Annotated in this window: 25 protein-coding genes and 1 pseudogene; 10 read left to right on the forward strand and 16 right to left on the reverse strand. The window is 66.0% G+C overall.

Features of this window, described 5'->3' with window-relative positions; translation table 11 throughout:
- Positions 1-100: 100 nt before the first annotated feature.
- The 3 genes from PSm6_RS18420 to PSm6_RS18430 all read right to left on the reverse strand — a co-directional run bounded on the left by PSm6_RS18420 (position 101) and on the right by PSm6_RS18430 (position 2,588).
- Positions 101-1,489 carry an adenylate/guanylate cyclase domain-containing protein gene (locus PSm6_RS18420; RefSeq protein WP_021221149.1) on the reverse strand — a complete coding sequence of 463 codons (1,389 nt, stop codon included), beginning with the start codon at positions 1,487-1,489 and terminating at the stop codon, positions 101-103.
- Between the two features lie 153 nt (positions 1,490-1,642).
- The gene (locus PSm6_RS18425; RefSeq protein ID WP_021221150.1) at positions 1,643-2,230 is read right to left on the reverse strand and encodes an HD domain-containing protein; all 588 of its coding nucleotides are present in this window, start codon (positions 2,228-2,230) and stop codon (positions 1,643-1,645) included.
- Between the two features lie 40 nt (positions 2,231-2,270).
- Positions 2,271-2,588 (reverse strand): Mpo1-like protein, encoded by a 318-nt coding sequence (locus tag PSm6_RS18430; RefSeq protein WP_265167928.1) that lies wholly within the window; start codon positions 2,586-2,588, stop codon positions 2,271-2,273.
- A 288-nt stretch (positions 2,589-2,876) separates the two neighbouring features.
- On the opposite strand from PSm6_RS18430, the pseudogene PSm6_RS18435 reads away from it, so the two are divergent.
- Positions 2,877-3,229, forward strand: a pseudogene (locus tag PSm6_RS18435) (YkgJ family cysteine cluster protein).
- 352 nt (positions 3,230-3,581) lie between these two features.
- Positions 3,582-4,583 (forward strand): AraC family transcriptional regulator, encoded by a 1,002-nt coding sequence (locus PSm6_RS18440; RefSeq protein ID WP_031288353.1) that lies wholly within the window; start codon positions 3,582-3,584, stop codon positions 4,581-4,583.
- A gap of 120 nt (positions 4,584-4,703) precedes the next feature.
- Here the strand turns inward: PSm6_RS18440 and PSm6_RS18445 are convergent, their stop codons facing one another.
- Together PSm6_RS18445 and PSm6_RS18450 are read right to left on the reverse strand one after the other, a co-directional pair.
- Positions 4,704-6,158 (reverse strand): TrkH family potassium uptake protein, encoded by a 1,455-nt coding sequence (locus tag PSm6_RS18445; protein ID WP_021221154.1) that lies wholly within the window; start codon positions 6,156-6,158, stop codon positions 4,704-4,706.
- A 77-nt stretch (positions 6,159-6,235) separates the two neighbouring features.
- Positions 6,236-7,690 carry a TrkH family potassium uptake protein gene (locus tag PSm6_RS18450; protein ID WP_021221155.1) on the reverse strand — a complete coding sequence of 485 codons (1,455 nt, stop codon included), beginning with the start codon at positions 7,688-7,690 and terminating at the stop codon, positions 6,236-6,238.
- Positions 7,691-7,821: 131 nt separating this feature from the next.
- On the opposite strand from PSm6_RS18450, the gene PSm6_RS18455 reads away from it, so the two are divergent.
- On the forward strand, positions 7,822-8,379 hold the full coding sequence (locus PSm6_RS18455) for a nitroreductase family protein (RefSeq protein WP_021221156.1): 558 nt from the start codon (positions 7,822-7,824) through the stop codon (positions 8,377-8,379).
- A 67-nt stretch (positions 8,380-8,446) separates the two neighbouring features.
- On the opposite strand, the gene PSm6_RS18460 is transcribed toward PSm6_RS18455, so the two are convergent.
- The 6 genes from PSm6_RS18460 to PSm6_RS18485 all read right to left on the reverse strand — a co-directional run bounded on the left by PSm6_RS18460 (position 8,447) and on the right by PSm6_RS18485 (position 12,501).
- Positions 8,447-9,769: a sensor histidine kinase gene (locus tag PSm6_RS18460; protein ID WP_021221157.1), complete on the reverse strand. Its 1,323-nt coding sequence runs from the start codon at positions 9,767-9,769 to the stop codon at positions 8,447-8,449.
- Positions 9,770-9,848: 79 nt separating this feature from the next.
- On the reverse strand, positions 9,849-10,274 hold the full coding sequence (locus PSm6_RS18465) for a hypothetical protein (RefSeq protein ID WP_021221158.1): 426 nt from the start codon (positions 10,272-10,274) through the stop codon (positions 9,849-9,851).
- A gap of 165 nt (positions 10,275-10,439) precedes the next feature.
- Positions 10,440-11,117: a response regulator transcription factor gene (locus PSm6_RS18470; protein WP_021221159.1), complete on the reverse strand. Its 678-nt coding sequence runs from the start codon at positions 11,115-11,117 to the stop codon at positions 10,440-10,442.
- Positions 11,118-11,132: 15 nt separating this feature from the next.
- Positions 11,133-11,564: an SH3 domain-containing protein gene (locus tag PSm6_RS18475; protein ID WP_043243208.1), complete on the reverse strand. Its 432-nt coding sequence runs from the start codon at positions 11,562-11,564 to the stop codon at positions 11,133-11,135.
- Positions 11,565-11,605: 41 nt separating this feature from the next.
- Positions 11,606-11,902 (reverse strand): YciI family protein, encoded by a 297-nt coding sequence (locus tag PSm6_RS18480; RefSeq protein ID WP_021221161.1) that lies wholly within the window; start codon positions 11,900-11,902, stop codon positions 11,606-11,608.
- 8 nt (positions 11,903-11,910) lie between these two features.
- A complete protein-coding gene (locus PSm6_RS18485) occupies positions 11,911-12,501 on the reverse strand; it encodes a septation protein A (protein ID WP_021221162.1) in 591 nt (196 codons plus the stop codon).
- Between the two features lie 66 nt (positions 12,502-12,567).
- Between PSm6_RS18485 and PSm6_RS18490 the strand changes: the two genes are divergently transcribed.
- From PSm6_RS18490 to rluB, 6 genes are all read left to right on the forward strand, one after another.
- On the forward strand, positions 12,568-13,431 hold the full coding sequence (locus PSm6_RS18490) for a PHP domain-containing protein (RefSeq protein WP_184490626.1): 864 nt from the start codon (positions 12,568-12,570) through the stop codon (positions 13,429-13,431).
- Positions 13,432-13,444: 13 nt separating this feature from the next.
- Positions 13,445-14,080 (forward strand): L-threonylcarbamoyladenylate synthase, encoded by a 636-nt coding sequence (locus PSm6_RS18495; RefSeq protein ID WP_148304265.1) that lies wholly within the window; start codon positions 13,445-13,447, stop codon positions 14,078-14,080.
- Positions 14,077-14,901: a segregation and condensation protein A gene (locus tag PSm6_RS18500; RefSeq protein WP_503827115.1), complete on the forward strand. Its 825-nt coding sequence runs from the start codon at positions 14,077-14,079 to the stop codon at positions 14,899-14,901. Before PSm6_RS18495 ends, PSm6_RS18500 begins: the two co-directional genes overlap by 4 nt.
- Positions 14,902-15,723 (forward strand): SMC-Scp complex subunit ScpB, encoded by an 822-nt coding sequence (scpB, locus tag PSm6_RS18505; RefSeq protein WP_043243199.1) that lies wholly within the window; start codon positions 14,902-14,904, stop codon positions 15,721-15,723. It abuts the gene before it with no gap.
- Positions 15,724-15,745: 22 nt separating this feature from the next.
- On the forward strand, positions 15,746-15,925 hold the full coding sequence (locus tag PSm6_RS18510) for a DUF1289 domain-containing protein (RefSeq protein ID WP_021221167.1): 180 nt from the start codon (positions 15,746-15,748) through the stop codon (positions 15,923-15,925).
- An 88-nt stretch (positions 15,926-16,013) separates the two neighbouring features.
- Positions 16,014-17,285 (forward strand): 23S rRNA pseudouridine(2605) synthase RluB, encoded by a 1,272-nt coding sequence (gene rluB, locus PSm6_RS18515; RefSeq protein WP_021221168.1) that lies wholly within the window; start codon positions 16,014-16,016, stop codon positions 17,283-17,285.
- Between the two features lie 70 nt (positions 17,286-17,355).
- Here rluB and PSm6_RS18520 read toward each other — a convergent pair whose 3' ends face one another.
- The 5 genes from PSm6_RS18520 to PSm6_RS18540 form a co-directional block, all read right to left on the reverse strand.
- The gene (locus PSm6_RS18520) at positions 17,356-18,282 is read right to left on the reverse strand and encodes a GGDEF domain-containing protein (protein WP_043243197.1); all 927 of its coding nucleotides are present in this window, start codon (positions 18,280-18,282) and stop codon (positions 17,356-17,358) included.
- A gap of 251 nt (positions 18,283-18,533) precedes the next feature.
- The gene (locus PSm6_RS18525) at positions 18,534-19,274 is read right to left on the reverse strand and encodes a YciK family oxidoreductase (RefSeq protein WP_043243196.1); all 741 of its coding nucleotides are present in this window, start codon (positions 19,272-19,274) and stop codon (positions 18,534-18,536) included.
- A gap of 99 nt (positions 19,275-19,373) precedes the next feature.
- Entirely contained in the window at positions 19,374-20,045 is a 672-nt protein-coding gene (mupP, locus tag PSm6_RS18530; protein WP_043243193.1) for an N-acetylmuramic acid 6-phosphate phosphatase MupP, read from the reverse strand.
- 5 nt (positions 20,046-20,050) lie between these two features.
- Entirely contained in the window at positions 20,051-20,749 is a 699-nt protein-coding gene (ubiG, locus tag PSm6_RS18535; protein ID WP_043243191.1) for a bifunctional 2-polyprenyl-6-hydroxyphenol methylase/3-demethylubiquinol 3-O-methyltransferase UbiG, read from the reverse strand.
- Between the two features lie 26 nt (positions 20,750-20,775).
- The gene (locus PSm6_RS18540) at positions 20,776-22,101 is read right to left on the reverse strand and encodes a TRZ/ATZ family hydrolase (RefSeq protein ID WP_043243189.1); all 1,326 of its coding nucleotides are present in this window, start codon (positions 22,099-22,101) and stop codon (positions 20,776-20,778) included.
- A 113-nt stretch (positions 22,102-22,214) separates the two neighbouring features.
- Here PSm6_RS18540 and mtnA point away from each other — a divergent pair, with 113 nt between their 5' ends.
- Positions 22,215-23,291 carry an S-methyl-5-thioribose-1-phosphate isomerase gene (gene mtnA / locus PSm6_RS18545; protein WP_265167930.1) on the forward strand — a complete coding sequence of 359 codons (1,077 nt, stop codon included), beginning with the start codon at positions 22,215-22,217 and terminating at the stop codon, positions 23,289-23,291.
- Positions 23,292-23,405: the final 114 nt, after the last annotated feature.

Genomic DNA, 23,405 nt, shown 5'->3' on the forward strand with positions numbered 1-23,405 from the left:
TGCCATGGACGTACGTGAAAAAACGTCGTTGCGGCGTGTGAAGCCTGCATCGCGCCCATTAAAAGGCCGCCCGAGGGCGGCCTTCTTGTGACCCATTAGGTCAGAGAATGACTTTGTCGCGCAGTTTCTCGGCAGCCAGGTGCAGGGCCTGGATGACCTTTTCCTTGTCGTAGTTCTGGATGCCGTTGGTATCCAGGTACATGGAGAAGCCCGGCAGTTCGTGCTCGACGTAGCTGGAGGTGGCGCCCAGGTCGCGGCGGAAGTCCACCACCTGGTAGATCTGCACCGGGCGGGCGAAGCCCTTGACGGTGATCTGGCCCTTGTCGCGGCACATGATCACATCCTTGATCAGCGAATAGGTCTCGTGGGAGATGAGGATCTCGCCGGCTTCGGAGGCGCTTTCCAGGCGGCTGGCGAGGTTCACGTCGCGGCCGATGATGGTGTAGTCCATGCGCGTGTCGGCGCCGAAGTTGCCCACGGTGCAGTAGCCGGTGTTCAGGCCCATGCGGATTTCCAGGGGCTTGGTGATGCCTTGGGCGCGCCACTGCTGGCGCAGCACCTTCATGTGCTTGCGCATGGCGATGGCCATGGACACGGCGGCCACGGCGTCCTTCTTGGCGCCCTGGGTGGAGGGGTCGCCGAAGAACACCATCACGCAATCGCCGACGAACTTGTCGATGGTGCCGCCGTACTTGAGGGCGATCTTCGACATTTCGTTGAGGTAGTTGTTGAGCAGGTCGGTGAGCGCTTCGGCTTCCAGTTCTTCGGAGAGCTCGGTGAAGCCCTTGATGTCGGAGAAGAACACCGTGAGCTTCTTGCGCTGGGTTTCCAGACGCACGTGGCGCTTGCCGCTGAAGATCATTTCCCAGACCTGCGGCGACAGGTACTTGGCGAGGTTGCGGGCCAGGCGCGCGGCCTTTTCCTGCTCCAGCTTGATCTCGCTGCGCGCCAGCGCCAGGCGCAGGCCCTGCTGATGCACGAAGAAGGCGGTGATGCACACGTAGAGCGTGGTGAAGCAGATGCTGACGAAGGACACCAGGGCCGGTGTGCCGAGCTTGAGGTCGGGGTGGGCGATTACCGTGGTCAGTACCGTGGCGCTGGCGGCGACGAGGATGGCCAGGCCCAGTTGGCGCAGGCCGCCGATGATCAGTGCGCTGAACGACAGGGTGAGCAGGAACATCAGGCTCGGCACCACCGAGAAGCCGAGTAGGGCCGCGCCGGCGCCGGCGTGCAGGGCGTCGATGAACAGCAGGACCAGGTGGGTGCGCTCGGGGTGGTCGCGCTTGAAGCGCAGGCTCAGGTGATGGGCCAGGTGCGGATAGAGCAGGGCGTAGGGGACGATCCACAGCACATCGAAGCCGAAGTACTGGGTGTAGGTGCCGGCGGCGATACTGGCGGCGGTGGCGATATAGGCCAGTACGCGGGAGTAATACTCGCGGAGCGGCGGGGTCGGAAGACTGCTGAGCCGGTCTAGATTGGCTGACTTCATGTAAACGAACGATCCCTGATGTTTTTCTGACGCGTTGTACGGGCGTCCGATGGTCTGCAAGACCTGAGCCAATGCCTGGCGGGTGCGGGATCATAACCAAGTGCCACTACGGCGGCCAAGCGTGGCCGCCGAACGGTGGGGCGGAATGGACGGTCAGCTCGCGTTGCGTTCCATCGCGGCCTTGTAGATGGATTGCTTGGGCTGGGCGAAGACCCGGCGCAGCATCGGCTCGAAGTAGTCCAGGGGCAGGTACTCGGCTTCCGGGTCGAAGGCGGCGGCGTCGTAGCGCGCGCAGAACTCGATGGTCTGGCGGTACTGCGGGTGGTCCTTGAACTGCTCGCGCAGGTGGCGATCCAGGCCCAGGTGGTGGAAGAAGTAATAGCCCTGGAAGATCGCGTGCTTCTCAACCATCCAGTGGTTCTCGGGGCTGACGAAGGGCTTGAGCATGGCGGCTGCGATATCGGCGTGGTTGAACGAACCGAGGGTGTCGCCGATGTCGTGGAGCAGCGCGCAGATCACGTACTCCTCGTCCTTGCCGTCGCGGTGGGCAAGGGTTGCGGTCTGCAGCGAGTGGGTCAGGCGGTCCACCGGGAAGCCGCCGAAGTCGCCGTCCAGCAGCTTGAGGTGGGTGAGGATGCGATCGGGCAACTGGGCGGCGTAGCGGGCGAAGTCCTGGGCGATGATGCCCCAGTCCTCGGCGGTGCCGTCTTCCATATGGGTGAAGCGGGCGTGGGCATTCATCAGGGGCCTCTCTTGTTGTTTTCGGGGGCCTGCCGCTTCCTCAGAAGCGGATGCGGCCGGTGAAGGCGTCCTTCAGCATCACCCAGTCGCCCATCAGGCTGTAGAGCGGGTACTTGAAGGTGGCGGGGCGGTTCTTCTCGAACACGAAATGGCCGACCCAGGCGAAACCGTAGCCGGCCACCGGCAGGGCCAGCAGCCACAGCCACTGCTGGGTGAGGATGGCGTAGGCGAGAATGCTCAGGACCAGCAGGCTGCCGACGTAGTGCAGGCGGCGGCACACGTCGTTGCTGTGTTCCTGGAGGTAATAGGGGTAGAACTCGGCAAAGCTGTTGAAACGCTCGGCGGGCACGGTGCTCATGGGATATCTCCTCTTTCTTGTTGGGAGAGAGTGTAGGACCGGGGCCTTTCCAGACCAGTGACATTAGGTGCCAGTTTAGTATCCCGACGCGCCGCCAGTGATTCCGGGGCTTTCGGGTTGATTGTTGCCATCAAGCGGGCATTTCCGGCGAAAAGGAGCGACGTCTCCCCGATTTGAGTAGCGTCCAGCTGTTGTGTGTGGGTCTGGCTAGCTGGGCCGTCAAGGCGGGATTCGGTATGGGAGGTGCGGGTGGATGTACAATCCGCGCCCCAAAATCAGGATGTGCCAATGGATAGCTTGAGCCGCAGGATTGATCAGTTACGTCGGAGAATCCCCGGCTTCGAGTGCAAGCCAGGCTGTCACGACTGCTGCGGGCCGGTTACTGCGAGCTCGGTGGAGTTGGCCAGGCTCCCCGTCAAGAGTGAGGCCGAACATGAAGCCGCCCTGGGGAGTGGAACTGCGTCCACCTTGGCCCCAATGGATGTGAGGCCTATGAGCAGAGGCCGCTCATCTGCAGGCTATTCGGAACTACACCCCAAATGCCTTGCCCGGAAGGGAGAGGGCCAGAGACGCCGACTGATGAATCAGTGGTGCTCCAGATCAACCAGCTGATTGCCAGCACGCGGCAGGTTTTGGTTTAGGCAGGCGGATATGAGGAGGAGGGGAGAGGAGTCAGTTGCCCGGGGCGCGCCGTAGTGACCGGAGATCTTGTAACTGTATGGGGAGGCCTCGCGCAGTGCGACCTCCGTGTCAGGTGTATGGCGTCATGCCTTCACCGTGATGGGGCTGTCGCTATGGAGCAAGAGGCTGAGCAGGCTGCCATCAAGCCGGCATAACCCAGCCAATTCAGCCCGTTTATATCCGGTTTTCAGTGCGGTGAGATCGCTGAAAGCCGCATAGATACTGAGCCTTACATTCACCCTCTTGGGTTAGTATCCTTCGTCGCCAGGCCGTGTCCTGCGGTCTCCGTGTCTGACAGAACAAGAAGGCGCCATGAGCGAACGTACCACGTCATCGAGCTGGGCCCTGGGGATTGTCCAGGCGCTGGAAATGGGCGGCGTCGACTGCCGCAACCTGTTTCCCGAGCTGGGCCTCGACTATGCCGCACTGAGCGATCCCGATGCCCGTTTCCCCCAGGACGGCATGACCCGCCTGTGGTTGCGTGCAGTGGAGCTCTCGGGCAACCCGGCCATCGGCTTGAACATGGCCAAGGTGGTGAGGCCGGCGTCTTTCCATGTGGTGGGTTATGCGCTGATGTCCAGCCGCACCTTGAAGGAGGGCTTCGCCCGCCTGGTGCGCTACCAGCGGATCATCGCCGAAGGCGCGGACCTGAGCTTTCGCGCTACGCCGGAAGGCTATGCGCTGATCCTGGCGATCCATGGCGACCGGTTGCCACCGGCACGGCAGAGCGCCGAGGCGTCCATGGCCTATTCCCTGGCCTTCTGCCGCTGGATGACCGGGCGGCCGATCAACCCGTTGGAGATTCGTTTCCAGGGCCCGCCGCCTGTGGACATGGAGCCCTATCGCCAGGTGTTCCAGGCGCCGCTGCGGTTCAACGCCGAGCACTATGCGCTGCTGTTCGATCGCGCCGACATGGAGACGCCGCTGCCCACGGCCAACGAGTCCCTGGCGCAATTGCATGACCGTTTTGCGGGCGAGTACCTGGCACGTTTCTCCGGCAGCCGGGTGACCCACCAGGCGCGCCAGGTGCTGTGCCGCCTGCTGCCCCAGGGCGAACCCAAGCGGGAAGTGGTGGCCAGCGCCTTGCACCTGTCCCAGCGCACCCTGCAGCGTCGCCTGCAGGAAGAGGGCACCAGCTTCCAGCAACTGCTGGACGACACCCGCCGCGAACTGGCCGGGCAGTACCTGGCCCAGCCCAACCTGACCTTGCTGGAGATCGCCTACCTGCTGGGCTTTGCCGACCCGAGCAACTTCTTCCGCGCCTTCCGCCGCTGGTTCGACGCCACGCCTGGCGAGTACCGCGCGCGCCTGTAATCACCTTCCGGCCTGTAGGGGCGACTTCAGTCGCCCAGCGGCGCCCGCGCCGCCTCGCATCCGCCGGCCTCCGATCTCCACCTGAAGAGCAGGAGCCAGTTCTCAGCGCATGCGGGAGCCTCAATGCCTCCAGAAGTACGGCGTGCAGATCACCAGCACGGTGATGATCTCCAGGCGGCCCAGCAGCATACCGAGGGAGAGCAGCCACTTGGCGCCATCGGGCAGGCTGGAGAAGTTGCCCGCCGGCCCGATCACTTCGCCTAGGCCGGGGCCGACGCCGGAGACGGTGCTGGCGGCGCCGGTCAGCGCGGTGATCCAGTCCACCCCCATCAGCGAGAGGCCCAGGGCCATGACGCAGATGGTGATGGTGAAGAAGAAGGAGAAGGTAAGGATCGAGCGGACGATCTCTTCGTCCAGGCGGTGGCCGTTGTACTTCTGCTTGATCACCGCGCGCGGGTGGATCAGCTGGTAGAGGTTGGCCTTGAGCAGGATGTAGGCGACCTGGAAGCGGAAGATCTTGATGCCGCCGGCCGTGGAGCCGGAGCAGCCGCCGATGAAGCCCAGGTAGAAGAACAGCATCAGCGAGAAGTTGCCCCACAGGCTGTAGTCGCCCAGGGCGAAGCCGGTGGTGGTGAGAATCGAAGTGGTGTTGACCGCCACGTGGCGCAGGGCGTCGAGCCAATGCAGCTTGGTGGTGGCCCAGTACCAGGTGCCGAGTACCAGCCAGATCACCAGCAGCAGGCCGAGGAAGCCGCGCACCTGGTGGTCCTTGATCAGCGCCTTGCGGTGCCCGCGCAGGGTGGAGACGTAGAGGGCGAAGGGCAGGCTGCCGAGGATCATTACCACCACCGCCACCCAGTGCACCGCCGGCTGCGGCCATTTGGCCAGGGACTGGTCGGAGGTGGAGAAGCCGCCGGTGGAAATGGCCGACATGGCGTGGTTGACCGCGTCGAATGGGCTCATGCCGGCGACCCAGAAGCCCAGGGTGCCGAGCAGGGTGAAGCTGACGTAAACCAGGACGATGTACTTGGCCACCATGTGCGAGCGCGGCATGACCTTGTCGGAGCGGTCGGAGGATTCGGTCTGGAACAGGCGCATGCCGCCGATGCGCAGCAGCGGCAGGATGGCCACCGCCATGCCGATGAAGCCGATGCCTCCCAGCCAGTGCAGCAGCGAGCGCCAGATGAGGATGCCGGGGGACATGCTGTCCAGCCCGCTGAGCACGGTGGCCCCGGTGGCGGTGACGCCCGACATGCTTTCGAAGAAGGCGTCGGTGTAGCTGATGTGCTGGGTGAAGAGGAAGGGCAGCGCGGCGAAGACCGCCACCACCACCCAGCTGGAAACGGTGAGCAGGTACATGTCGCGTGGGCGCAGGTGCACATGCTCCGGGCGCCCGGGGATGACCAGGGCCAGGCCGGCGAGGAAGGTGATCAGGCTCGACCAGACGAAGGAGTGGATATCCTGGGTGCGTTCGAAGATGAACAGCGTCAGCACGGGGATGGCCATGCTCACGGCGAGGGTGATGAGGAATATGCCGATGATGAAACCGATGATGCGCAGGGTCGGCAATGCCATGGGTCAAGCTCTGAAAGGTGAAGGCCGCCATTCTAGCCGTGCTGGGGCGCCTGTCCACGGCCGGCCTGCCGGTGAGGTCAGTGTTTCCAGAATGCCCGGGTGAAGAGTACCAGCACGGTGAGGATCTCCAGGCGCCCCAGCAGCATGCCGACGGTCAGCATCCACTTCGCCGCATCCGGCAGGCTGGAGAAGTTGCCCGCCGGGCCGATGGTCGGGCCCAGGCCTGGGCCTACGTTGCAGACGGCGGTGGCGGCACCGGTGATGGCGGTGGCCCAATCGACGCCAACCAGGCACAGGCCCAGGGCGATGACACCGATGGTGACGGTGAAGAAGAAGGAGAAGGTGATCAGCGAGCGGACGATCTCTTCGTCGATGTTATGCCCGTTGTACTTCTGCCGGATCACCGCGCGCGGGTGCACCAGTTGCTGCAGGTTGGCCTTGAGCATCACCAGGGCCACCTGGAAGCGGAAGATCTTCAGGCCGCCGGCGGTGGACCCCGAGCAGCCACCGACGAAGGTCAGGTAGAAGAACAGCATGACCGAGAAGCTGCCCCAGAGGGTGTAGTCACCCAGGGCGATGCCGGTGGTGGTGACCACCGAGGTGACATTCACGGCGACGATGCGAACGGCGTCGAGCCAGCTGTTTTCCGAGTTGGCCCAGAACCAGGTGCCGAAGAGCAGCCAGGTGATGACCAGGAAGCCAATGAAGCCTCGGACCTGATGATCGCGGACCAGGGCCTTGCGATTGCCTCGCAGGCTGGCAACGTAAAGGGTGAAGGGCAGGCTGCCGAGGATCATCACCGCTATCGCCACCCAGTGCACCGCCGGCTGCGGCCAATGGGCGATGGAGCTGTCGGAGGTGGAGAAGCCGCCGGTCGAGATCAACGAGGCGGAGTGGTTGATGGCTTCGAACGGGGTCATGCCGGCCAGCCAGAAGGCCAGGGTGCCTAGCGCGGTGAGGCCGATGTAGACGACGAGGATGTACTTGGCCGCCATGTGCGAGCGCGGCATGACCTTTTCTCCCCAGTCGGAGGATTCTGTCTGGAACAGGCGCATGCCGCCGATACGCAGCAGCGGCAGGATGGCCACCGCCATGCCGATGAAGCCGATGCCCCCCAGCCAGTGCAGCATCGAGCGCCACAGCAGCAAGCCCGGCGAGGCGGTGTCCAGCCCGGTCAGCACGGTCGACCCGGTGGTGGTGATGCCGGACATGGTCTCGAAGAAGGCGTCGGTGTAGCTGATGTGCTGGATGAGCACCATCGGCAGTGCCGCGAAGCAGCACACCACCACCCAGCTGCTGGTGGTCAGCAGGTACATGTCGCGGGGGCGCATGTGCAGGTGTTCGGGACGGCCCGGAGCGACCAGGGCCAGGCCGCAGACGAAGGTGATCAGGCTCGACCAGGTGAAGGCGCTGAGGTCGTCGGTACGTTCGAACACCAGCAGTGCCAGCATGGGCACGACCATGCTGACGGACAGGGTGATGAGAAAGATGCCGATGATGAAGGCGATGATGCGGAGGGTCGGCAGTGCCATGGCAAGTCTGGACCGAGGGAAAAGGAGCGAGATTCTACGTAGGTGCATGACGCTGTAAAGCAGAGTGTGAGCCCGGAATGCGTCGCAACTTCGGCTAGAATGCCGCTTCACTCGAATCTGGAGGTGGCCCGATGGAGGCTCTAGACGCTCTGCTCAACCGTGTATCCCTGTCCCGCCTGGTGGAGCCGGCGCCCGATGCGGCGCAACGCGAGGTGCTGTTCCGCGCCGCCCTGCGTGCACCGGATCACGGCTACCTGCGGCCCTGGCGCTTTCTTACCGTCGAGGACGAGGCCCGTAACCGGCTGGGCGAGCTGTTGGCCGAGGCGGTGAAGGCCAAGGACCCGCAAGCCCCCGAGGCGGCGGTGAACAAGGCCCTCGGCATGCCGCTGCGTGCGCCCCTGCTGGTGGTAGTGATCGCCAGCCTGACCGCGGGGCACAAGGTGCCGGAAAGCGAACAGGTGCTGTCGGCTGCCTGTGCTGCCCACGGCATCCTCCTGGCCGCCCATGCCCAGGGGCTGGGCGCCATCTGGCGCACCGGCGAGCTGAGCTACGACCGCCATGTCGCCCGTGGCCTGGGCCTGGCGGACAACGAACAGGTGGTGGGTTTCCTGTACCTGGGCAGTGTCGACGGCGAGCGTCGTGGCCCGCCGGAGCTGGCGCCTGCTGATTTCGTCAAAGCCTGGGGCTGATCGGCAGCGGCCCAACGAGCCCGGCGCAGGTTGCCTGCGCCGGGCTTTTTATTGCCTGGAGGGTGGTTCAGTTCAGCGGCCGCAGCGGCAGTTCGATGCTGGCGACGAAACCGCCACCAGGGTGGTTGGCCAGCGCCAGGGTGCCGCCGTGGCGCTCCACGGCGCGACGGGCGATGGCCAGGCCCAGGCCATGGCCGGGAGCTGCCTGGCCTGGGGCCCGGTAGAAGGGCTCACCCAGCTGGGCCAGGTGCTCGGGTTGCACGCCGGGCCCATGGTCACGCACCTGCACGTGCAGCAGGCCGTCGGCCTGGCTGGCGTCTATTTCCACCGGTTGTTCGGCCGGGTTGAAGCGCAGGGCATTGCGCAGCAGGTTGTCGAGGGCTCGTTCGAGCATGTCCGGCCAGCCGTCCAGGCGCAGCTCGGCGGGGCAGCGGATCTCGATGTGCTGATCCGGGTGCAGCAGGCGCGCGTCATCGGCCAGGCTTACCAGTAGCGGCCGCACCGCAATCGGGCGGGTGGCGCCCGGCTCGGCGTCGAGGCGGGCGAGGGCGAGGATTTCGCTGATCAGCGCTTCCAGTCGGTCACATTCCTGGCTCAGGCGTGGCCACAGGGCCTCGCGCTGCTCCGGGCCGGCGCGCTCGGCCAGGGCGAGGGCGATGCGCAGGCGAGCCAGGGGCGAGCGCAGCTCGTGGGAGACGTCCCGCAGCAGCTGGCGCTGGCTGCCGATCAGGCCCTGCAGGCGCTGGCCCATGCGGTTGAAGTCGCCGGCCAGCACGCCCAGCTCGTCGCGACGCCGTGACAGGCGCGCCAGGCTGTCCTGCTGGTAGGCCGTCTGGCCGAGGTCGTGCACGGCGCGGCGCAGGCGGTTGAGTGGCCGGGTGATGTAGAGCGTCAACGCCAGGCTGAACAGGGTCAGTACCACCAGGGCGATGCCAAGGGCGCTGAAGGGCCAGAGCAGGCTGCCACGGTGCCAGGCTTCCAGTTCGGGGTAGGGGATGCGGTAGATGAGCAGGAAGGAATCGCCGCTGCGGGTGCTGGTGTATTCCTCGGTGAGGCGGCGCCAGGGCAGGCGTTCATCGTGCTGGCGGGCCTCGAAGGCGGCGGCGCGGGGCGGGAAGGTGCCGCGCACCACGGGCTGGCCGCTGTCGTTGAGGATTTGCACGTCGATGCGGGCGCGGCGCTTGAACTGCTCGAGCATACGCTGCACCTCGTCCGGGCCGCCGACTTCGTAGCGTTGCACCAGGGTTTCCGCCAGGCCTTGCAGGGCGGGGTGGCGGCTGAGGATCCAGGCGTCCTGGTTGAGCGCGCGGCCCAGCAACATGGCCAGGCCGGCGACCAGCGCCAGGGCGAGCCAGAAGGCGGCGAGGATCCGCCAGAACAGTGAACGCACGCGATGCTCCTCCGGAAACGGCAAAGCCCATCAGGTGGGAGCCTGATGGGCGGTAGGACGGGCGGTCAGGCCGCCGTGGTCATTGGGCCTTGGCGCGCTGGGCTTTCCAGGCTTCGAACTCGGCACGCTCGGCGCGACGCTCTTCCATCTTCTTCTGCTGCGCGTCGAACTCCTTCTGCTGCTCGGGGGTGAGCAGCGCGCGGATGTCGGCGCGGTTCTTCTCTTCGCTGGCCTTCAGCTCGTCCTGCATGGCCTTCTTGTCGGCGGCGGGCAGCTTGTCCAGGTACTTCTGGGTGATGTCGTGGCGGTTCTTCATGGACTCGCCCATCAGCTTGCCGACCTGGTGGCGCTGGTCACGGCTGAGGTCCAGTTCCTTGAACAGGCCGGGGCCACCGTGACCGGGGCCGCCGAAGCCGCGTTCCGGGCCGGGGCCACCTTCGGGCATGGCCATGGCGACGGTGGGCAGGGCGGCTGCGAGAAGCAGGGCGGCGATTGTCTTGCGCATGGTCTATCTCCTTGTCTCTGAACCGGCTGGTTGCCGGATGTGCTCAGTCTAGGGAGGGCAAGGTCAAGGGCGGTCAGGCCAGGGTAAAGCTTGGGTAAAGAGAGGCTCAGGGAACTGTTACGAAAGGCCCGGGGCGCTCTGCGACGCGGCGCCGGGTGAGGCGTGTCAGGCGCTGTAGTAGTAGCCGCGGCTGCGCAGGGCGACGATGCGTGGCCGGCCATCGGCGTGCGGGCCGAGCTTCTTGCGCAGGTTGCTGACGTGCATGTCGAGGCTGCGGTCATAGAGGGTGAGCTTGCGGCCCAGGGCCAGTTGCGCGAGCTCCTGCTTGTCCAGGGGCTCGCCGGGCTGGCGCAGCAGGGCCTCCAGCAAGCGGCCTTCGGAAACGGTGAGGCTGATTTCGTGATCGCCGACGTTGACCACGCCACGCACCGGGCTGTAGCAGAGGTCGCCCAACTCCAGCTGGCTGGATTGCGCCGGCGGCTGGGTGCGGCGCAGCACGGCGCGCAGGCGGGCGGTGAGCTCGCGCGGGTCGCAGGGCTTGGCCAGGTAGTCGTCGGCGCCCAGTTCCAGGCCGAGGATGCGGTCCAGCGGCTCGCCCCGTGCGGAGAGCATTAGCACCGGCAGCTCGGGGTGGTCGCCGCGCAATTGCTTGAGCAGTTCCAGGCCGCTGCCGTCGGGCAGCATCACATCGAGCACGACGACCGCCGGTGCATGGGCCGCGAGGGCGGCGCGGGCACTGACGCCGTCGTGGCAGGCGCGCACGCTGAAGCCTTCCTGGCTCAGCCAGCTGTTGAGCAGCTCGCAGAGTTCCTGGTCGTCGTCGATCAGCAGCAGTTCACTCATGGCCGTCGTTTCGCATCAGTTGATCCACGGGCGGGGCTGGCGTCGTCCGCCGCGGGCGAACAGGCCGATCAGCAGCGACAGCAGGGCGACGCCGCCGCCGATGGCGAACCACATCTGGTCGTCGCTGACCAGGCGCGGCGAGCGATCCGCCTGGGCCTCCTTGAGTTGCAACTTGAGGCGCTGGTTTTCCTGGCGCAGGCGCGCCAGCAAGGCGGTGTCGCGTTCGGCCGTGGTGCCGTTGGCCAGTTGGGCGGCCAGCTCGTTGCGCTGGCGCTCGCTTTCCGCCAGGCGCTGCTGCAGAGCGGTGAACTCCTGGGCAGCGACGTTTTCCACCGGGCGCGGCTCCACCGCCACGTTGGGGGCCACCGTTGGCAGGGCCTCTTCGGCCTGGGCCAGCGCGACGGTCAAGGACAGGGCGAACAGCAGGGACAGCGAGGCGTGGCGCATCGGAACTCCTGTTTCCTACGAATGGATTCGGCGTGCTGCTGTCAGAAGACCTGCTTGAAGGGTTTTACGGTCACGTTGGCGTAGACACCCGAGGTGCGGAATGGGTCGGCATCGGCCCAGGACTGGGCGGCGACCAGGGACTCGAACTCGGCGACGACCAGGCTGCCGGTGAAGCCGGCGCTGCCCGGGTCGTTGCTGTCCACGGCCGGGTGCGGGCCGGCCAGTACCAGGCGGCCTTCGGCTTTCAACTGCTCCAGGCGGACGAGGTGCGCGGGGCGGTTGGCCACGCGTTTTTCCAGGGAGTCGGCAACATCGGTGGAGATGATCGCGTAGAGCATGACAGTCCTTATTCTTGAGGTTTTTCGGATTCGGGATCGTGCATGTGGCGCGCCAGGAAGATGCCCTGGCCGATGAGGAATAGCAGGGTCAGGCCCAGGCTGCCGAAGACTTTGAAGTCGACCCAGAACTCTTGATAGGTGAAGGCGACGTAAAGGTTGGCGAAGCCACAGAACAGGAAGAAGACGATCCAGGCCAGGTTGAGGCGCACCCAGATGGCCTGGGGCAGCGCGACAGCGTGGCCCATGACGCGCTGGATCAGCGGCTTGTCGCCGATGAAGTGGCTGGCGGCGAAGCCCAGGGCGAACAGCCAGTTGACCACCGGCGCCTTCCATTTGAGGAAGGTTTCGCTGTGGAAAGCCAGGGTCAGGCCACCGAACACCAGGCAGGCGGCCAGGGTCAGCCACTGGCCTTTTTCCAGGCGGCGCTGGGTGACGAAGATCGCCCCGTAGACCACCACCGAGGCGGCGATCAGCACGGCGGTGGCGCTGAAGATGCCGCCCAGCATGACGCTGTGCCCGGCGAATTCGATGGCGCGTGGCTCGAGCTTGTAAACGATGAAGAAGAGGATGAGCGGGATGAAGTCGATGAATTGTTTCACGGCGGCAGCCAGAAGCGGGATGTGGCGGCATAATAACAAACCATTCTCGTAGCGAAAGCGCACGCCATGCACATTGATCTGCACTGTCACAGCACGGCCTCCGACGGCGCCCTGGCGCCCGCCGTACTGGTGGCGCGCGCCCATGAAAAGGGCGTGCGGGTGCTGGCGCTGACCGACCACGACACCCTCGAAGGGCTGGAGGAAGCGCGCAGCGCCGCCGCCGACCTGGATATCGAACTGATAAACGGCGTGGAGCTGTCCTGCACCTGGGGTGGCGCCACGATTCACGTGCTCGGCTATGCCTTCCGTCAGGACGCGCCAGAGCTGCGCCAGGCCATCGCCGACCTGCATCAGGGCCGCTGGTCGCGTGCCGAGGAGATCGACCGGCGCCTGGCCGCCAAGGGCATGCCCGGGGCGCTGGAAGGCGCGCGGGCGATCCAGCGCGAACTGGGCGACAGCGGCAACGCGCCGGCACGCCCGCATTTCGCCGAGTTCCTGGTGCGCGAGAAGCATGTGCGCGACCGTGCCGAGGCCTTCCGCAAATGGCTGGGCTCGGGCAAGCTCGGCGACGTCAAGCAGCACTGGCCGCCCCTGGCCGAGGCGGTGGGTACGCTGCGTGCCGCCGGGGCCTGGATCAGCCTGGCGCATCCCTACCATTACGACTTCACTAAGACCAAGCGTCGCAAGCTGGTGGCGGATTTCATCGCCGCCGGCGGCCACGCCATAGAGGTGGTCAACGGTATGCAGCCTGCGGAGCAGGTGGGCGTGTTGACCATTCTCGCCCGCGAATTCGGCTTGCTGGTGAGTGCCGGCAGCGATTTCCACGCACCTGGGGACTGGTCGGAGCTGGGCGTGTACCGACCCATACCGGAGGACCTGCCGCCCCTGGCGGCGCGTTTCCAACATGCACAACGACCAACTGAACGCTGAGCAGGGAGATAACGTGAGTCAGTTTTTCCAGGTCCACCCGGAGAATCCCCAGCCGCGGCTGATCAAACAGGCGGTGGAGATCGTCAGGGCGGGGGGCGTGATCGTCTATCCCACCGACTCCTCTTATGCGGTCGGCTGCGCCATCGGCGAGAAGAACGGCGTGGAACGCATCCGCCGCCTGCGCCGCCTGGATGACAAGCACAACTTCACCCTGGTCTGCCGCGACCTTTCCGAGCTGGGGCTGTTCGCCAAGGTCGACACCGCTGCGTTCCGCCTGCTCAAGGCGCATACGCCCGGGCCTTACACCTTCATCCTCAGCGCCACCCGCGAAGTGCCGCGCATGCTGCTGCACCCCAAGCGCCGCACCATCGGCCTGCGGGTGCCGGACCACCCTATCGCCCTGGCGTTGCTGGAGGAGCTGGGCGCGCCCTTGATGAGCGCCACCCTGACCCTGCCCGGTGAAGCCCTGCCGATGAGCGATCCCTACGAGATGCGCCAGATCCTCGAGCACCAGGTGGACCTGATCATCGACGGCGGTTATGGCGGCATGGAAGCCTCCACCGTGGTCGACCTGTCCGAAGGCGAGCCGCGCCTTGTGCGCGCGGGGTGTGGTGACCCGGCGCCCTTCCTGACGGACGCCGAGGCGTGAGTGCAGAGGCTACGCCCCGGGTCGATAGCCAGGCCGGTGCCCAGCAGGAACTGCCGTTCGCCCTGGTCTACGGGCAGGCGGTCACCGAGCTGCCCATCGACCTCTATATCCCGCCGGATGCCCTGGAGGTGTTCCTCGAAGCCTTCGAAGGGCCGCTCGACCTGCTGCTTTATCTGATCCGCAAGCAGAACATCAACATCCTCGACATCCCCGTGGCGGAGATCACTCGCCAATACATGGGCTATGTCGAGCTGATGAAATCGGTGCGTCTGGAGCTGGCCGCCGAGTACCTGGTGATGGCCGCCATGCTCGCCGAGATCAAGTCGCGCATGTTGTTGCCGCGCTCCAGCGAGGCGGAGGTCGAGGAAGAAGACCCGCGCGCCGAGCTGATTCGCCGCCTGCAGGAGTATGAGCGCTACAAGGCCGCCGCCGAAGGCATCGACATGTTGCCCCGGGTTGGCCGCGACAACACCGTGCCGCGCCTGGATGCTCCCGAGGCGCGGGCCCGCAAGCTGCTGCCGGATGTGAGCCTGGAAGAATTGCTGCTGTCCATGGCCGAGGTGCTGCGCCGCGCCGACATGTTCGAAAGCCACCAGGTGACCCGCGAGGCGCTGTCCACCCGCGAGCGCATGAGTGAAGTGCTGGAGCGCCTCAAGGGGGGCGCCTTCCTGCCGTTCGTCAGCCTGTTCACCGCCGAAGAAGGGCGATTGGGTGTGGTGGTGACCTTCATGGCAGTGCTGGAGCTGATCAAGGAACAACTGGTGGAACTGGTGCAGAATGAGGCCTTTGCACCCATCCACGTCCGCGCAAGAGCCGAGTAGATGAACCTTAACGACCCCAAGGAGCTGGCCTCCCTGCTCGAGGCGTACCTGCTGGCTTCCGGCAAGCCGCTGTCGCTGGAGCGCATCGCCGAGCTGTTCGAGGAGGCCGAGCGACCGGAGCTCGCGCAGATCCGTGCCGCACTGGCGATCCTGGCCACCTCCTGCAAGGGGCGCGCCTTCGAACTCAAGGAAGTGGCATCCGGTTACCGCCTGCAGGTGCGTGAACGGTTCGCGCCCTGGGTCGGCCGCCTGTGGGAGGAGCGCCCGCAGCGTTATTCCCGCGCGATGCTGGAAACCCTGGCGCTGATCGCCTACCGCCAGCCGATCACCCGGGGCGAGATCGAGGACATCCGTGGCGTGGCGGTGAACAGCCAGATCGTCAAGACGCTGATCGAGCGCGAGTGGATCCGTGTGGTCGGTTACCGCGATGTGCCCGGCCGCCCGGCGATGTTCGCCACCACCAAGGGCTTCCTCGACCATTTCAACCTGAAGAACCTCGATGACCTGCCGCCGCTCGCCGCCCTGAGAGAGCTGGAGCCCGAGCCGGTGCTGGCCCTCGATGACGTCGACGTGCCGGTGCCCGAAGGTTTGCAGGCGCGCGCCGACCTGGCGGGCGAAGAGCCCGCCGAGCCCCGCGAAGAAACCAGCTTCCGCTCGCTGCTGGCGGAACTGGACACCATGGAGCAGGGGTTGAAGATCGACTTCGACGACCTGCCCGTCGCCGACGCCGACGCCGAGCAACCGGCGGGCGAGGAGCCCGCCGGGGTGGAAGCGGGCGACGAGGCGCTGTTCGATGAGGCGCCTGACGAGACCCGTCACTGAGGCCACAAGACGAGGCGCTGCGATGAAGGACCCCTGCATCAAGGTTTGCCAGTTTGCCGACGACGTTTGCCGGGGGTGCGGACGTACCCGCAGCGAAATCAAGGGCTGGAAGAAGCTCGGCAAGCAGGCGCGCCGCGAGGTGCTGGCCGAAGCCGATATGCGCCTGCTGGCCCTGGCCGCGACCGGCCGGCGAAAACACTGACGACCCCGCACGCGCTGAGCTAGCCTGAGGTTCGCCCGCCGCGTATGATGCGCGACCTTTTTGAATGACTACACCGGGAGGTGCCCAGATGAACGAAGACGAATACAGCCCCGCTGGGGAAAAGCTGCAGAAGGTCCTGGCTCGCATTGGCCTGGCTTCGCGCCGCGACATCGAGGCCTGGATCACCGAAGGCCGCGTCAAGGTCAACGGCGTGGCCGCGACCCTCGGCCAGCGCGTCGACCGTCACGACGCCATCAGCGTCGACGGCCGCCTGCTCAAGCGCGAGGAAGAGACCGAAGCCGTCCGCCGCGTGCTGATCTACAACAAGCCCGACGGCGAAGTCTGCACCCGCGACGACCCGGAAGGCCGCCCCACCGTATTCGAGCGCCTGCCGCGTCTGCGCGCTGGCCGCTGGATCAACATCGGTCGTCTGGACATTAACACCACCGGCCTGCTGCTGTTCACCACCGACGGTGAGCTGGCCAACCGCCTGATGCACCCCTCCTACGAGATGGACCGCGAGTACGCCGTGCGCGTGCGGGGCGAAGTCACCGAGGAGATCCTGGAGAACCTGAAGAACGGCGTGATGCTGGAAGACGGCCCCGCCAAGTTCACCGACATCCAGGAAGCGCCCGGCGGCGAAGGTTTCAACCATTGGTACCACTGCGTGGTGATGGAAGGCCGCAACCGCGAAGTACGTCGCCTGTGGGAATCCCAGGGCTTGGTGGTCAGCCGCCTGAAGCGCGTGCGTTTCGGCCCGGTGTTCCTCACCTCCGAGCTGACCATGGGGCGCTGGCGCGAGATGGGCCAGTCCGAAGTGGACATCCTCAGTGGCGAAGTGGGCCTCAAGCCTATCCAGCTGCCGGAGGTTTCCAGCAAGCACAAGGACAAGGTCGAGCGCATGCAGCGCAAGCTGGTCAAGCCGGTGAGCGGCCGTGGCCGCCGCCAGGGCGATGAGCGCCCGGCCCGTGGCCCGCGCAGCGAAGGTGGCGAGCGTCCTGCCCGTGGTCGTGGCGAAGGTGCTGAGCGCCCGAGCCGTGCACCGCGTGGCGAAGGTTCGGATCGTCCGGCCCGTGCTCCTCGTGGCGAGGGTTCTGACCGCCCGGCACGCAGCCCCCGTGGCGAAGGTGCCGAACGTCCCGCCCGCGCTCCGCGCCCGGCAGCCCGTGGCGAGCAGAACCGTGGCACGCCGCTGGCGGAGCGCCCGCGTGATGTGGCCAAGAAGCCCCGTGGCAAGCCCCAGGGCGATGCCAGCGAAGTGGCTGAACGCCCGCAGCGCAAGCCGGCGCGCCCGGTAAGCAAGCGCACCAATGGGCCGGCAGGCGAGGGCCAGCGCCCCGGTTTCGGCCGCAAGCGCTGATTGGCCGATGCAATGAAAAAGGGGCCCGATGGGCCCCTTTTTCGTGGGTGTCGTTCGCGTTGGGCGGGGCTTAGCCAGCCATGGACAGGCGATTGCGGCCGGTGCGCTTGGCCACATAGAGGGCGCTGTCGGCACGGCGCAGCAGGCTGTCCACCGATTCGGCCGGCAGCAGCGTGGCGCAGCCCAGGCTCATCGACAGCTCGATGGGGCGGCCGCCCACCAGGTGCTGGATCTCCATCACGCCCATGCGCAGGCGCTCGCCGACCATGCCGGCGGCTTCGCGGCAGGTGTTGGAGAGCAGGACGAGGAATTCCTCGCCGCCGTAGCGGAACACCATGTCGACGTTACGCAGCTTGCCCTTGAGGGTGGCGGCCACGGCTTTGAGCACTTCGTCGCCGGTGCTGTGGCCGTATTCGTCGTTGACGCGCTTGAAGTGGTCGATGTCCAGCATCAGCACCGACAGCGGCTGTTGGCTGCGCCGCGCCAGGTCCACCTCGCGTTGCAGCGCCTGGTCCATGGCGATGCGGTTGCCGGTGTCGGTCAGCGGGTCGCGCAGTGCCGATTGCACCGCAGTGCGGTAGAGCAGGGCGTTGCGCAGCGGGAAGAGCATGCAGGCGAGCAGCGATTCGAGCTGGCTCAGTTCGGCATCGTCGAAACGCTGGCGGCGGCGGAAGATCAGCTCGCCCAGGTACTCGCCCTCGTGGCTCAGGCGGTAGCCGGCCGAGTGGGCGGCGCGTTCGCCGTATTCCAGGCGCAGGTCGCTGCTCTGGTGCTGGTAGGCCAGGGCGTCGAGGGGGACGAGGCGCTGCACTTCACGGAAGAACAGGCTGACGATGCGTTCCACATCCAGGCTGGTCTGCAGTTGCATGCTCAACTGGCGACGCAGTTCCAGCAGGGTCATCTGCCGCAGCTTGCTTTGGGCCGGGCTGGTAAAGCCCAGGCGCTGAAGCTTGGCAGCATCGAAATCTATGGTGTTGGTAGGGATGGACGGGACCATTTGGCGAACCTCTGACGCTCGAAGCGACGACACCAGGCATAGAGCGATTTCCGTGCCAGAACCGTTTTCCGTCTTCAAAAGCGTTTGGATTCAAGGTGTTAACTGTAGTGGCAAAAAGCCTGTGGCAAGCTTTTGCCGGTGGATTGGCGCAAGCCTGGCAATGTGATGCCGTTCACGAGAGGGCGGTGCCGGTTTAATGGCGGAGGGGTGGCGGCGACCGTTGCGGTCGCCGCGTGAGGCGGGGTGTCGGGTTACTGGGCGTCGAAGGCCTGGCCGTTGACGCCGGTGCTGTCGGCGCCCATGAGGTAGAGGTAGACCGGCATGATGGCGTCGGGCAGCGGATTGTTTTCCGGGTTCTCGCCCGGGTAGGCCTGGGAGCGCATGCTGGTGCGGGTGGCGCCGGGGTTGACGCTGTTGGAGCGGACGTTGGCGATGCCGTCCAGTTCGTCGGCCAGGGTCTGCATCAGGCCTTCGGTGGCGAACTTGGAAACCCCGTAGGCGCCCCAGTAGGCGCGACCCTTGCGGCCAACGCTGCTGGAGGTGAAGACCACCGAGGCGTCGCTGGACAGCTTGAGCAGCGGCAGCAGGGTGCTGGTCAGCATGAACATGGCGTTGACGTTGATCTGCATGACACGCATGAAGTTGTCGCCGGATAGCTGCTCCATCGGCGTGCGCGGGCCGATGATGGAGGCGTTGTGCAGCAGGCCGTCGAGGCGGCCGAATTCGTTCTCCACCATGGCCGACAGTTCGTCGTACTGGTACGGCTGGGCGGTTTCCAGGTTGAAGGGGATCACCGCCGGCTGGGGGTGGCCCGCCGCTTCGATCTCGTCATAGACCTGGTTGAGGTTGGCTTCGGTCTTGCCCAGCAACAGCACGGTGGCACCGTGGGCCGCGAAGGCCTTGGCGGCAGCGGCGCCGATGCCGCGGCCTGCGCCGGTGATCAGGATGACCCGGCCCTTGAGCAGGTCGGGGCGGGCGGAATATTGGAACATGTCGGGCTCCTTCGGAGAGCTGCAAGCTGCAAGCCTGAAGCTGAAAGTAGGGTGAGGGGGCGTCTTGCAGCTTGTGGCTTGAAGCTCGCCCCTGCTGCGTCAGCAGCTACACAGCGCGCGATCGAGTACGGCGCGCAGTTCGAGGGGGTGGTCGACGACCACGTCGGCGCCCCAGTGGCTGGGGTTGTCGTCGGGGTGGATGTAGCCATAGGTGACGGCGGCGGTGCGGGTTCCGGCGGCGCGGCCGGACTCGATGTCACGCAGGTCGTCACCGACGAAGAGCACGCTGGCCGGGTCCAGCTGCAGGCGGCTGCAGGCCAGGAGCAGGGGCTCGGGGTCGGGCTTGCTGTTCTTCACGTGGTCCGGGCAGATGAGGATCGCCGAGCGTTCGGCCAGGCCGAGCTGCTGCATGATCGGCTCGGCGTAGCGCACCGGCTTGTTGGTGACCACGCCCCAGATCAGGCGTGCCTTCTCGATATCCTGCAGCAGTGCATCGATGCCGTCGAAGGGGCGGGTGAGCACGGCGCAATGGGCCTGGTAGCGCTCCAGGAATTCCTGACGCAGGGTTTCGAAGCCCTCGGCTTGCGGGTCCATGTTGAAGGCGGCGGCGACCATGGCACGGGCGCCGCCGGAGACCTGGTCGCGCACCAGTTTGTCGTCCAGGGCCGGCAGGCCCCGGTCGACGCGCATGGCCTGGGTCACGGCGATGAAGTCCGGTGCCGAGTCCAGCAGGGTGCCGTCCATGTCGAAGAGTACCGCTCTGAGGCGCATGCCGGTCACTCCTCGCGCAGCGTGTGGATCATGTAGTTGACGTCCACGTCGCTGGCCAGCTTGTAGTGCTTGGTGAGGGGGTTGTAGGTGAGGCCGATGATGTCCTTCACCTGAAGGCCGGCGGCGCGGCTCCAGGCGCCCAGCTCGGAGGGGCGGATGAATTTCTTGAAGTCATGGGTGCCGCGGGGCAGCAGGTTCATGATGTATTCGGCGCCCACGATGGCGAACAGGTAGGCCTTGGGGTTGCGGTTGATGGTGGAGAAGAACACCTGGCCGCCCGGCTTGACCAGGGTCTGGCAGGCGCGGATCACCGAGGCCGGGTCCGGCACGTGTTCGAGCATCTCCAGGCAGGTGACCACATCGAACTGGCCGGGCATCTCGGCGGCCAGCTCTTCGGCGGTGATGCGGCAGTATTCCACCGGCACGCCGGATTCCAGCTGATGCAGGCGGGCGACGGCCAGGGGCGCTTCACCCATGTCGATGCCGGTGACCTTGGCGCCACGCTGGGCCATGGCCTCGCTGAGGATGCCGCCGCCGCAGCCGACGTCGAGCACCGTCTTGCCGGCGAGGCGGGCGCGCTCGTCGATCCAGTTGACCCGCAGGGGGTTGATGTCGTGCAGCGGTTTGAACTCGCTTTCGCGGTCCCACCAGCGATGGGCGAGGGCTTCGAATTTGGCGATTTCAGCGTGGTCGACGTTGCTCATGGAGACACCTTTTCATCAATCGGAATTCAGTGGCCGGCGATCCGCTCGCTCCAGGCTTTCGCGGTGGCGATCAGGCGGTCTTCGTCCAGGCGGGTGAGGCGGCCTGCATCGAGCAGGGCCTTGCCGTCGACCCACACGTGCCGGACGCAATCGCGGCCGGTGGCATAGATAAGCTGCGAAACCGGGTCGTAGACCGGTTGCTGGGCCAGCCCGGAGAGGTCGAAGGCGACCATGTCGGCGGCCTTGCCGATCTCCAGCGAGCCGGTGTCCTGTTCCATTCCCAGGGCCCGCGCTCCATTGAGCGTAGCCATGCGCAGAGCGCGGTGGGCGTCCAGGGCGGTGGCCGAGCCGGCGACGGCCTTGGCCAGCATGGCGGCGGTACGGGTTTCGCCCAGCAGGTCGAGGTCGTTGTTGCTGGCGGCACCGTCGGTGCCCACGGCGACGTTGACCCCGGCCAGCCACAGGCGCTCCACCGGGCAGAAGCCGCTGGCGAGCTTTAGGTTGGATTCCGGACAATGGATGACGCTGGTGTTGCTTTCTACCAGCAGTGCCAGGTCTTCATCGCTGATCTGGGTCATGTGCACGGCCTGGAAGCGCGGGCCGAGCAGGCCGAGGCGTGCCAGGCGGGCCAGGGGGCGTTCACCGCGCTGCTCCAGGCTCTGTTGGACCTCGAATGCGGTTTCCTGCACGTGCATGTGGATGCCGGCATCCAGCTCTTCGGCGAGCATGCGGATGTTTTCCAGCTTGTCGTCGCTGACCGTGTAGGGCGCATGGGGGCCGAAGGCGACCTTGATGCGCGGGTGGTGCTTGAGGTCGCTGAACAGTTCGAGGCCATGGCGGATGGCTTCGGCGGCGTCGAGGGCGCCGGGAATGGGGAAGTCGATGACCGGGATGGTGATCTGCGCCTTGATCCCGCTGCCGTGCACCGCCTCGCTGGCCACGGCGGGGTAGAAGTACATCTCGGAGAAGCAGGTGATGCCGCCCTTGATCTGCTCGGCGATGGCCAGTTCGGTGCCGTCACGGACGAAGGCCTCATCGACCCATTTGGCCTCGGCCGGCCATATGTGCTGCTCCAGCCAGGTCATCAGCGGCAGGTCGTCCGCCATGCCACGGAACAGCGACATGGCGGCGTGGCCGTGGGCGTTGATCAGCCCGGGGGCCAGCAGCATGCCTGGCAGCTCGCGCACTTCCGTCGCGGGCCAGCGCAGGGCCTCTTCGCGCGTGGCGATCAGCGCGATACGCCCGTCACGGATGCCCAGCGCATGGTCACGCAGAACCACGCCTGCGGGTTCCACGGGGACTATCCAGGTTGGCAGCAGGAGCAGGTCGAGCGGGGCTTTGGCGTCGGGCATGGTGGCGCATCCTGGGCGCAGGAAAATATCGCGGCAGTATACCCGAGCCAGACAGGCTCGGGATCGCTATAATCCGCGGTTTTTCCGCGAGTTTATTGGTGGCGAGGTGTTCCATGCGTGAGCAACTGTTGGCAGCCGAGAAGGTGATCGCCATCGACTGGCGGGACGGGGTCCTGCGACTGCTCGACCAGCGCCTCCTGCCCCAGGAGGAAACCTGGCTGGAATACGCCACGGCGGCCGACGTCGCTGAAGCGATCCGCCTGATGGTGGTGCGCGGTGCGCCGGCCATCGGCATCAGTGCCGCCTACGGGCTGGTGCTGGGCGCCCGTGCGCGGCTGGCGGCTGGCGGCGATTGGCGTGAGGCGCTGGAGCAGGATTTCAGCGTACTGGCGGACTCGCGACCCACGGCGGTCAATCTGTTCTGGGCGCTCAATCGTATGCGCGAGCGTCTGGAGCGCCTCAAGGATGGCGAAGACCCGCTGCAGGTGCTGGAGGCAGAAGCGGTCTCCATTCACGAAAGCGACCGCGAGGCCAATCTGACCATGGCCCAACTGGGCATGGAGCTGATCCGCAAGCACCAGGGCAATCCCCAGGCGCTGTTGACCCATTGCAATACCGGTGCCCTGGCCACGGGCGGCTTCGGTACCGCATTGGGGGTGATTCGTGCCGCCCACCTGGATGGACTGGTGGAGCGCGTCTATGCCGACGAGACCCGCCCCTGGTTGCAGGGGGCGCGTCTTACCGCGTGGGAGCTGGCCAACGAAGGCGTGCCGGTGAGCCTCAATGCCGATGCCGCGGCAGCGCACCTGATGAAGACCGCTGGTATCACCTGGGTGATAGTCGGGGCGGACCGCATCACTGCCAATGGCGATGTGGCGAACAAGATCGGCACCTACCAATTGGCGGTGTGCGCCATGCACCACGGTGTGCGCTTCATGGTCGTGGCGCCGAGCTCCACCATCGATATGGCGCTGGAGAGCGGTGATGACATTCCGATCGAGGAGCGTGAGGGGCGCGAGCTGCTCGAATTGGGTGGCAAGCGTGTCGCGGCCGACGTGCATGCGGTCAATCCGGTGTTCGATGTGACCCCGGCGGACCTGATCGACGCCATCGTGACCGAGAAAGGCATAGTCGAGCGGCCCGACACCGCCAAGCTGGCGCAACTGATGTGCCGCAAACGGCTGCATTGAGGCGTGGGCCTGCGCCCGGCGGGGCTGGGTGCAGGGCAGTGACTGTGGTAAGCTCCGCCAGTTATCGAGCCTCCCTTTGCAAGGTCGGCATTCTGTGCGGATCCGTGGCTTAAC

Source organism: Pseudomonas solani (assembly GCF_026072635.1).
GTDB classification, from domain to species: domain Bacteria; phylum Pseudomonadota; class Gammaproteobacteria; order Pseudomonadales; family Pseudomonadaceae; genus Metapseudomonas; species Metapseudomonas solani.

Bases quoted from the DNA above. Each gene is read 5' to 3' on its own strand.
- PSm6_RS18420 (WP_021221149.1), bottom strand. From the start codon at position 1,489: ATGAAGTCAGCCAATCTAGACCGGCTCAGCAGTCTTCCGACCCCGCCG.
- PSm6_RS18425 (WP_021221150.1), bottom strand. From the start codon at position 2,230: ATGAATGCCCACGCCCGCTTCACCCATATGGAAGACGGCACCGCCGAG.
- PSm6_RS18430 (WP_265167928.1), bottom strand. From the start codon at position 2,588: ATGAGCACCGTGCCCGCCGAGCGTTTCAACAGCTTTGCCGAGTTCTAC.
- PSm6_RS18440 (WP_031288353.1), top strand. From the start codon at position 3,582: ATGAGCGAACGTACCACGTCATCGAGCTGGGCCCTGGGGATTGTCCAG.
- PSm6_RS18445 (WP_021221154.1), bottom strand. From the start codon at position 6,158: ATGGCATTGCCGACCCTGCGCATCATCGGTTTCATCATCGGCATATTC.
- PSm6_RS18450 (WP_021221155.1), bottom strand. From the start codon at position 7,690: ATGGCACTGCCGACCCTCCGCATCATCGCCTTCATCATCGGCATCTTT.
- PSm6_RS18455 (WP_021221156.1), top strand. From the start codon at position 7,822: ATGGAGGCTCTAGACGCTCTGCTCAACCGTGTATCCCTGTCCCGCCTG.
- PSm6_RS18465 (WP_021221158.1), bottom strand. From the start codon at position 10,274: ATGCGCAAGACAATCGCCGCCCTGCTTCTCGCAGCCGCCCTGCCCACC.
- PSm6_RS18470 (WP_021221159.1), bottom strand. From the start codon at position 11,117: ATGAGTGAACTGCTGCTGATCGACGACGACCAGGAACTCTGCGAGCTG.
- PSm6_RS18475 (WP_043243208.1), bottom strand. From the start codon at position 11,564: ATGCGCCACGCCTCGCTGTCCCTGCTGTTCGCCCTGTCCTTGACCGTC.
- PSm6_RS18480 (WP_021221161.1), bottom strand. From the start codon at position 11,902: ATGCTCTACGCGATCATCTCCACCGATGTTGCCGACTCCCTGGAAAAA.
- PSm6_RS18490 (WP_184490626.1), top strand. From the start codon at position 12,568: ATGCACATTGATCTGCACTGTCACAGCACGGCCTCCGACGGCGCCCTG.
- scpB (WP_043243199.1), top strand. From the start codon at position 14,902: ATGAACCTTAACGACCCCAAGGAGCTGGCCTCCCTGCTCGAGGCGTAC.
- PSm6_RS18510 (WP_021221167.1), top strand. From the start codon at position 15,746: ATGAAGGACCCCTGCATCAAGGTTTGCCAGTTTGCCGACGACGTTTGC.
- rluB (WP_021221168.1), top strand. From the start codon at position 16,014: ATGAACGAAGACGAATACAGCCCCGCTGGGGAAAAGCTGCAGAAGGTC.
- PSm6_RS18520 (WP_043243197.1), bottom strand. From the start codon at position 18,282: ATGGTCCCGTCCATCCCTACCAACACCATAGATTTCGATGCTGCCAAG.
- PSm6_RS18525 (WP_043243196.1), bottom strand. From the start codon at position 19,274: ATGTTCCAATATTCCGCCCGCCCCGACCTGCTCAAGGGCCGGGTCATC.
- mupP (WP_043243193.1), bottom strand. From the start codon at position 20,045: ATGCGCCTCAGAGCGGTACTCTTCGACATGGACGGCACCCTGCTGGAC.
- ubiG (WP_043243191.1), bottom strand. From the start codon at position 20,749: ATGAGCAACGTCGACCACGCTGAAATCGCCAAATTCGAAGCCCTCGCC.
- PSm6_RS18540 (WP_043243189.1), bottom strand. From the start codon at position 22,101: ATGCCCGACGCCAAAGCCCCGCTCGACCTGCTCCTGCTGCCAACCTGG.
- mtnA (WP_265167930.1), top strand. From the start codon at position 22,215: ATGCGTGAGCAACTGTTGGCAGCCGAGAAGGTGATCGCCATCGACTGG.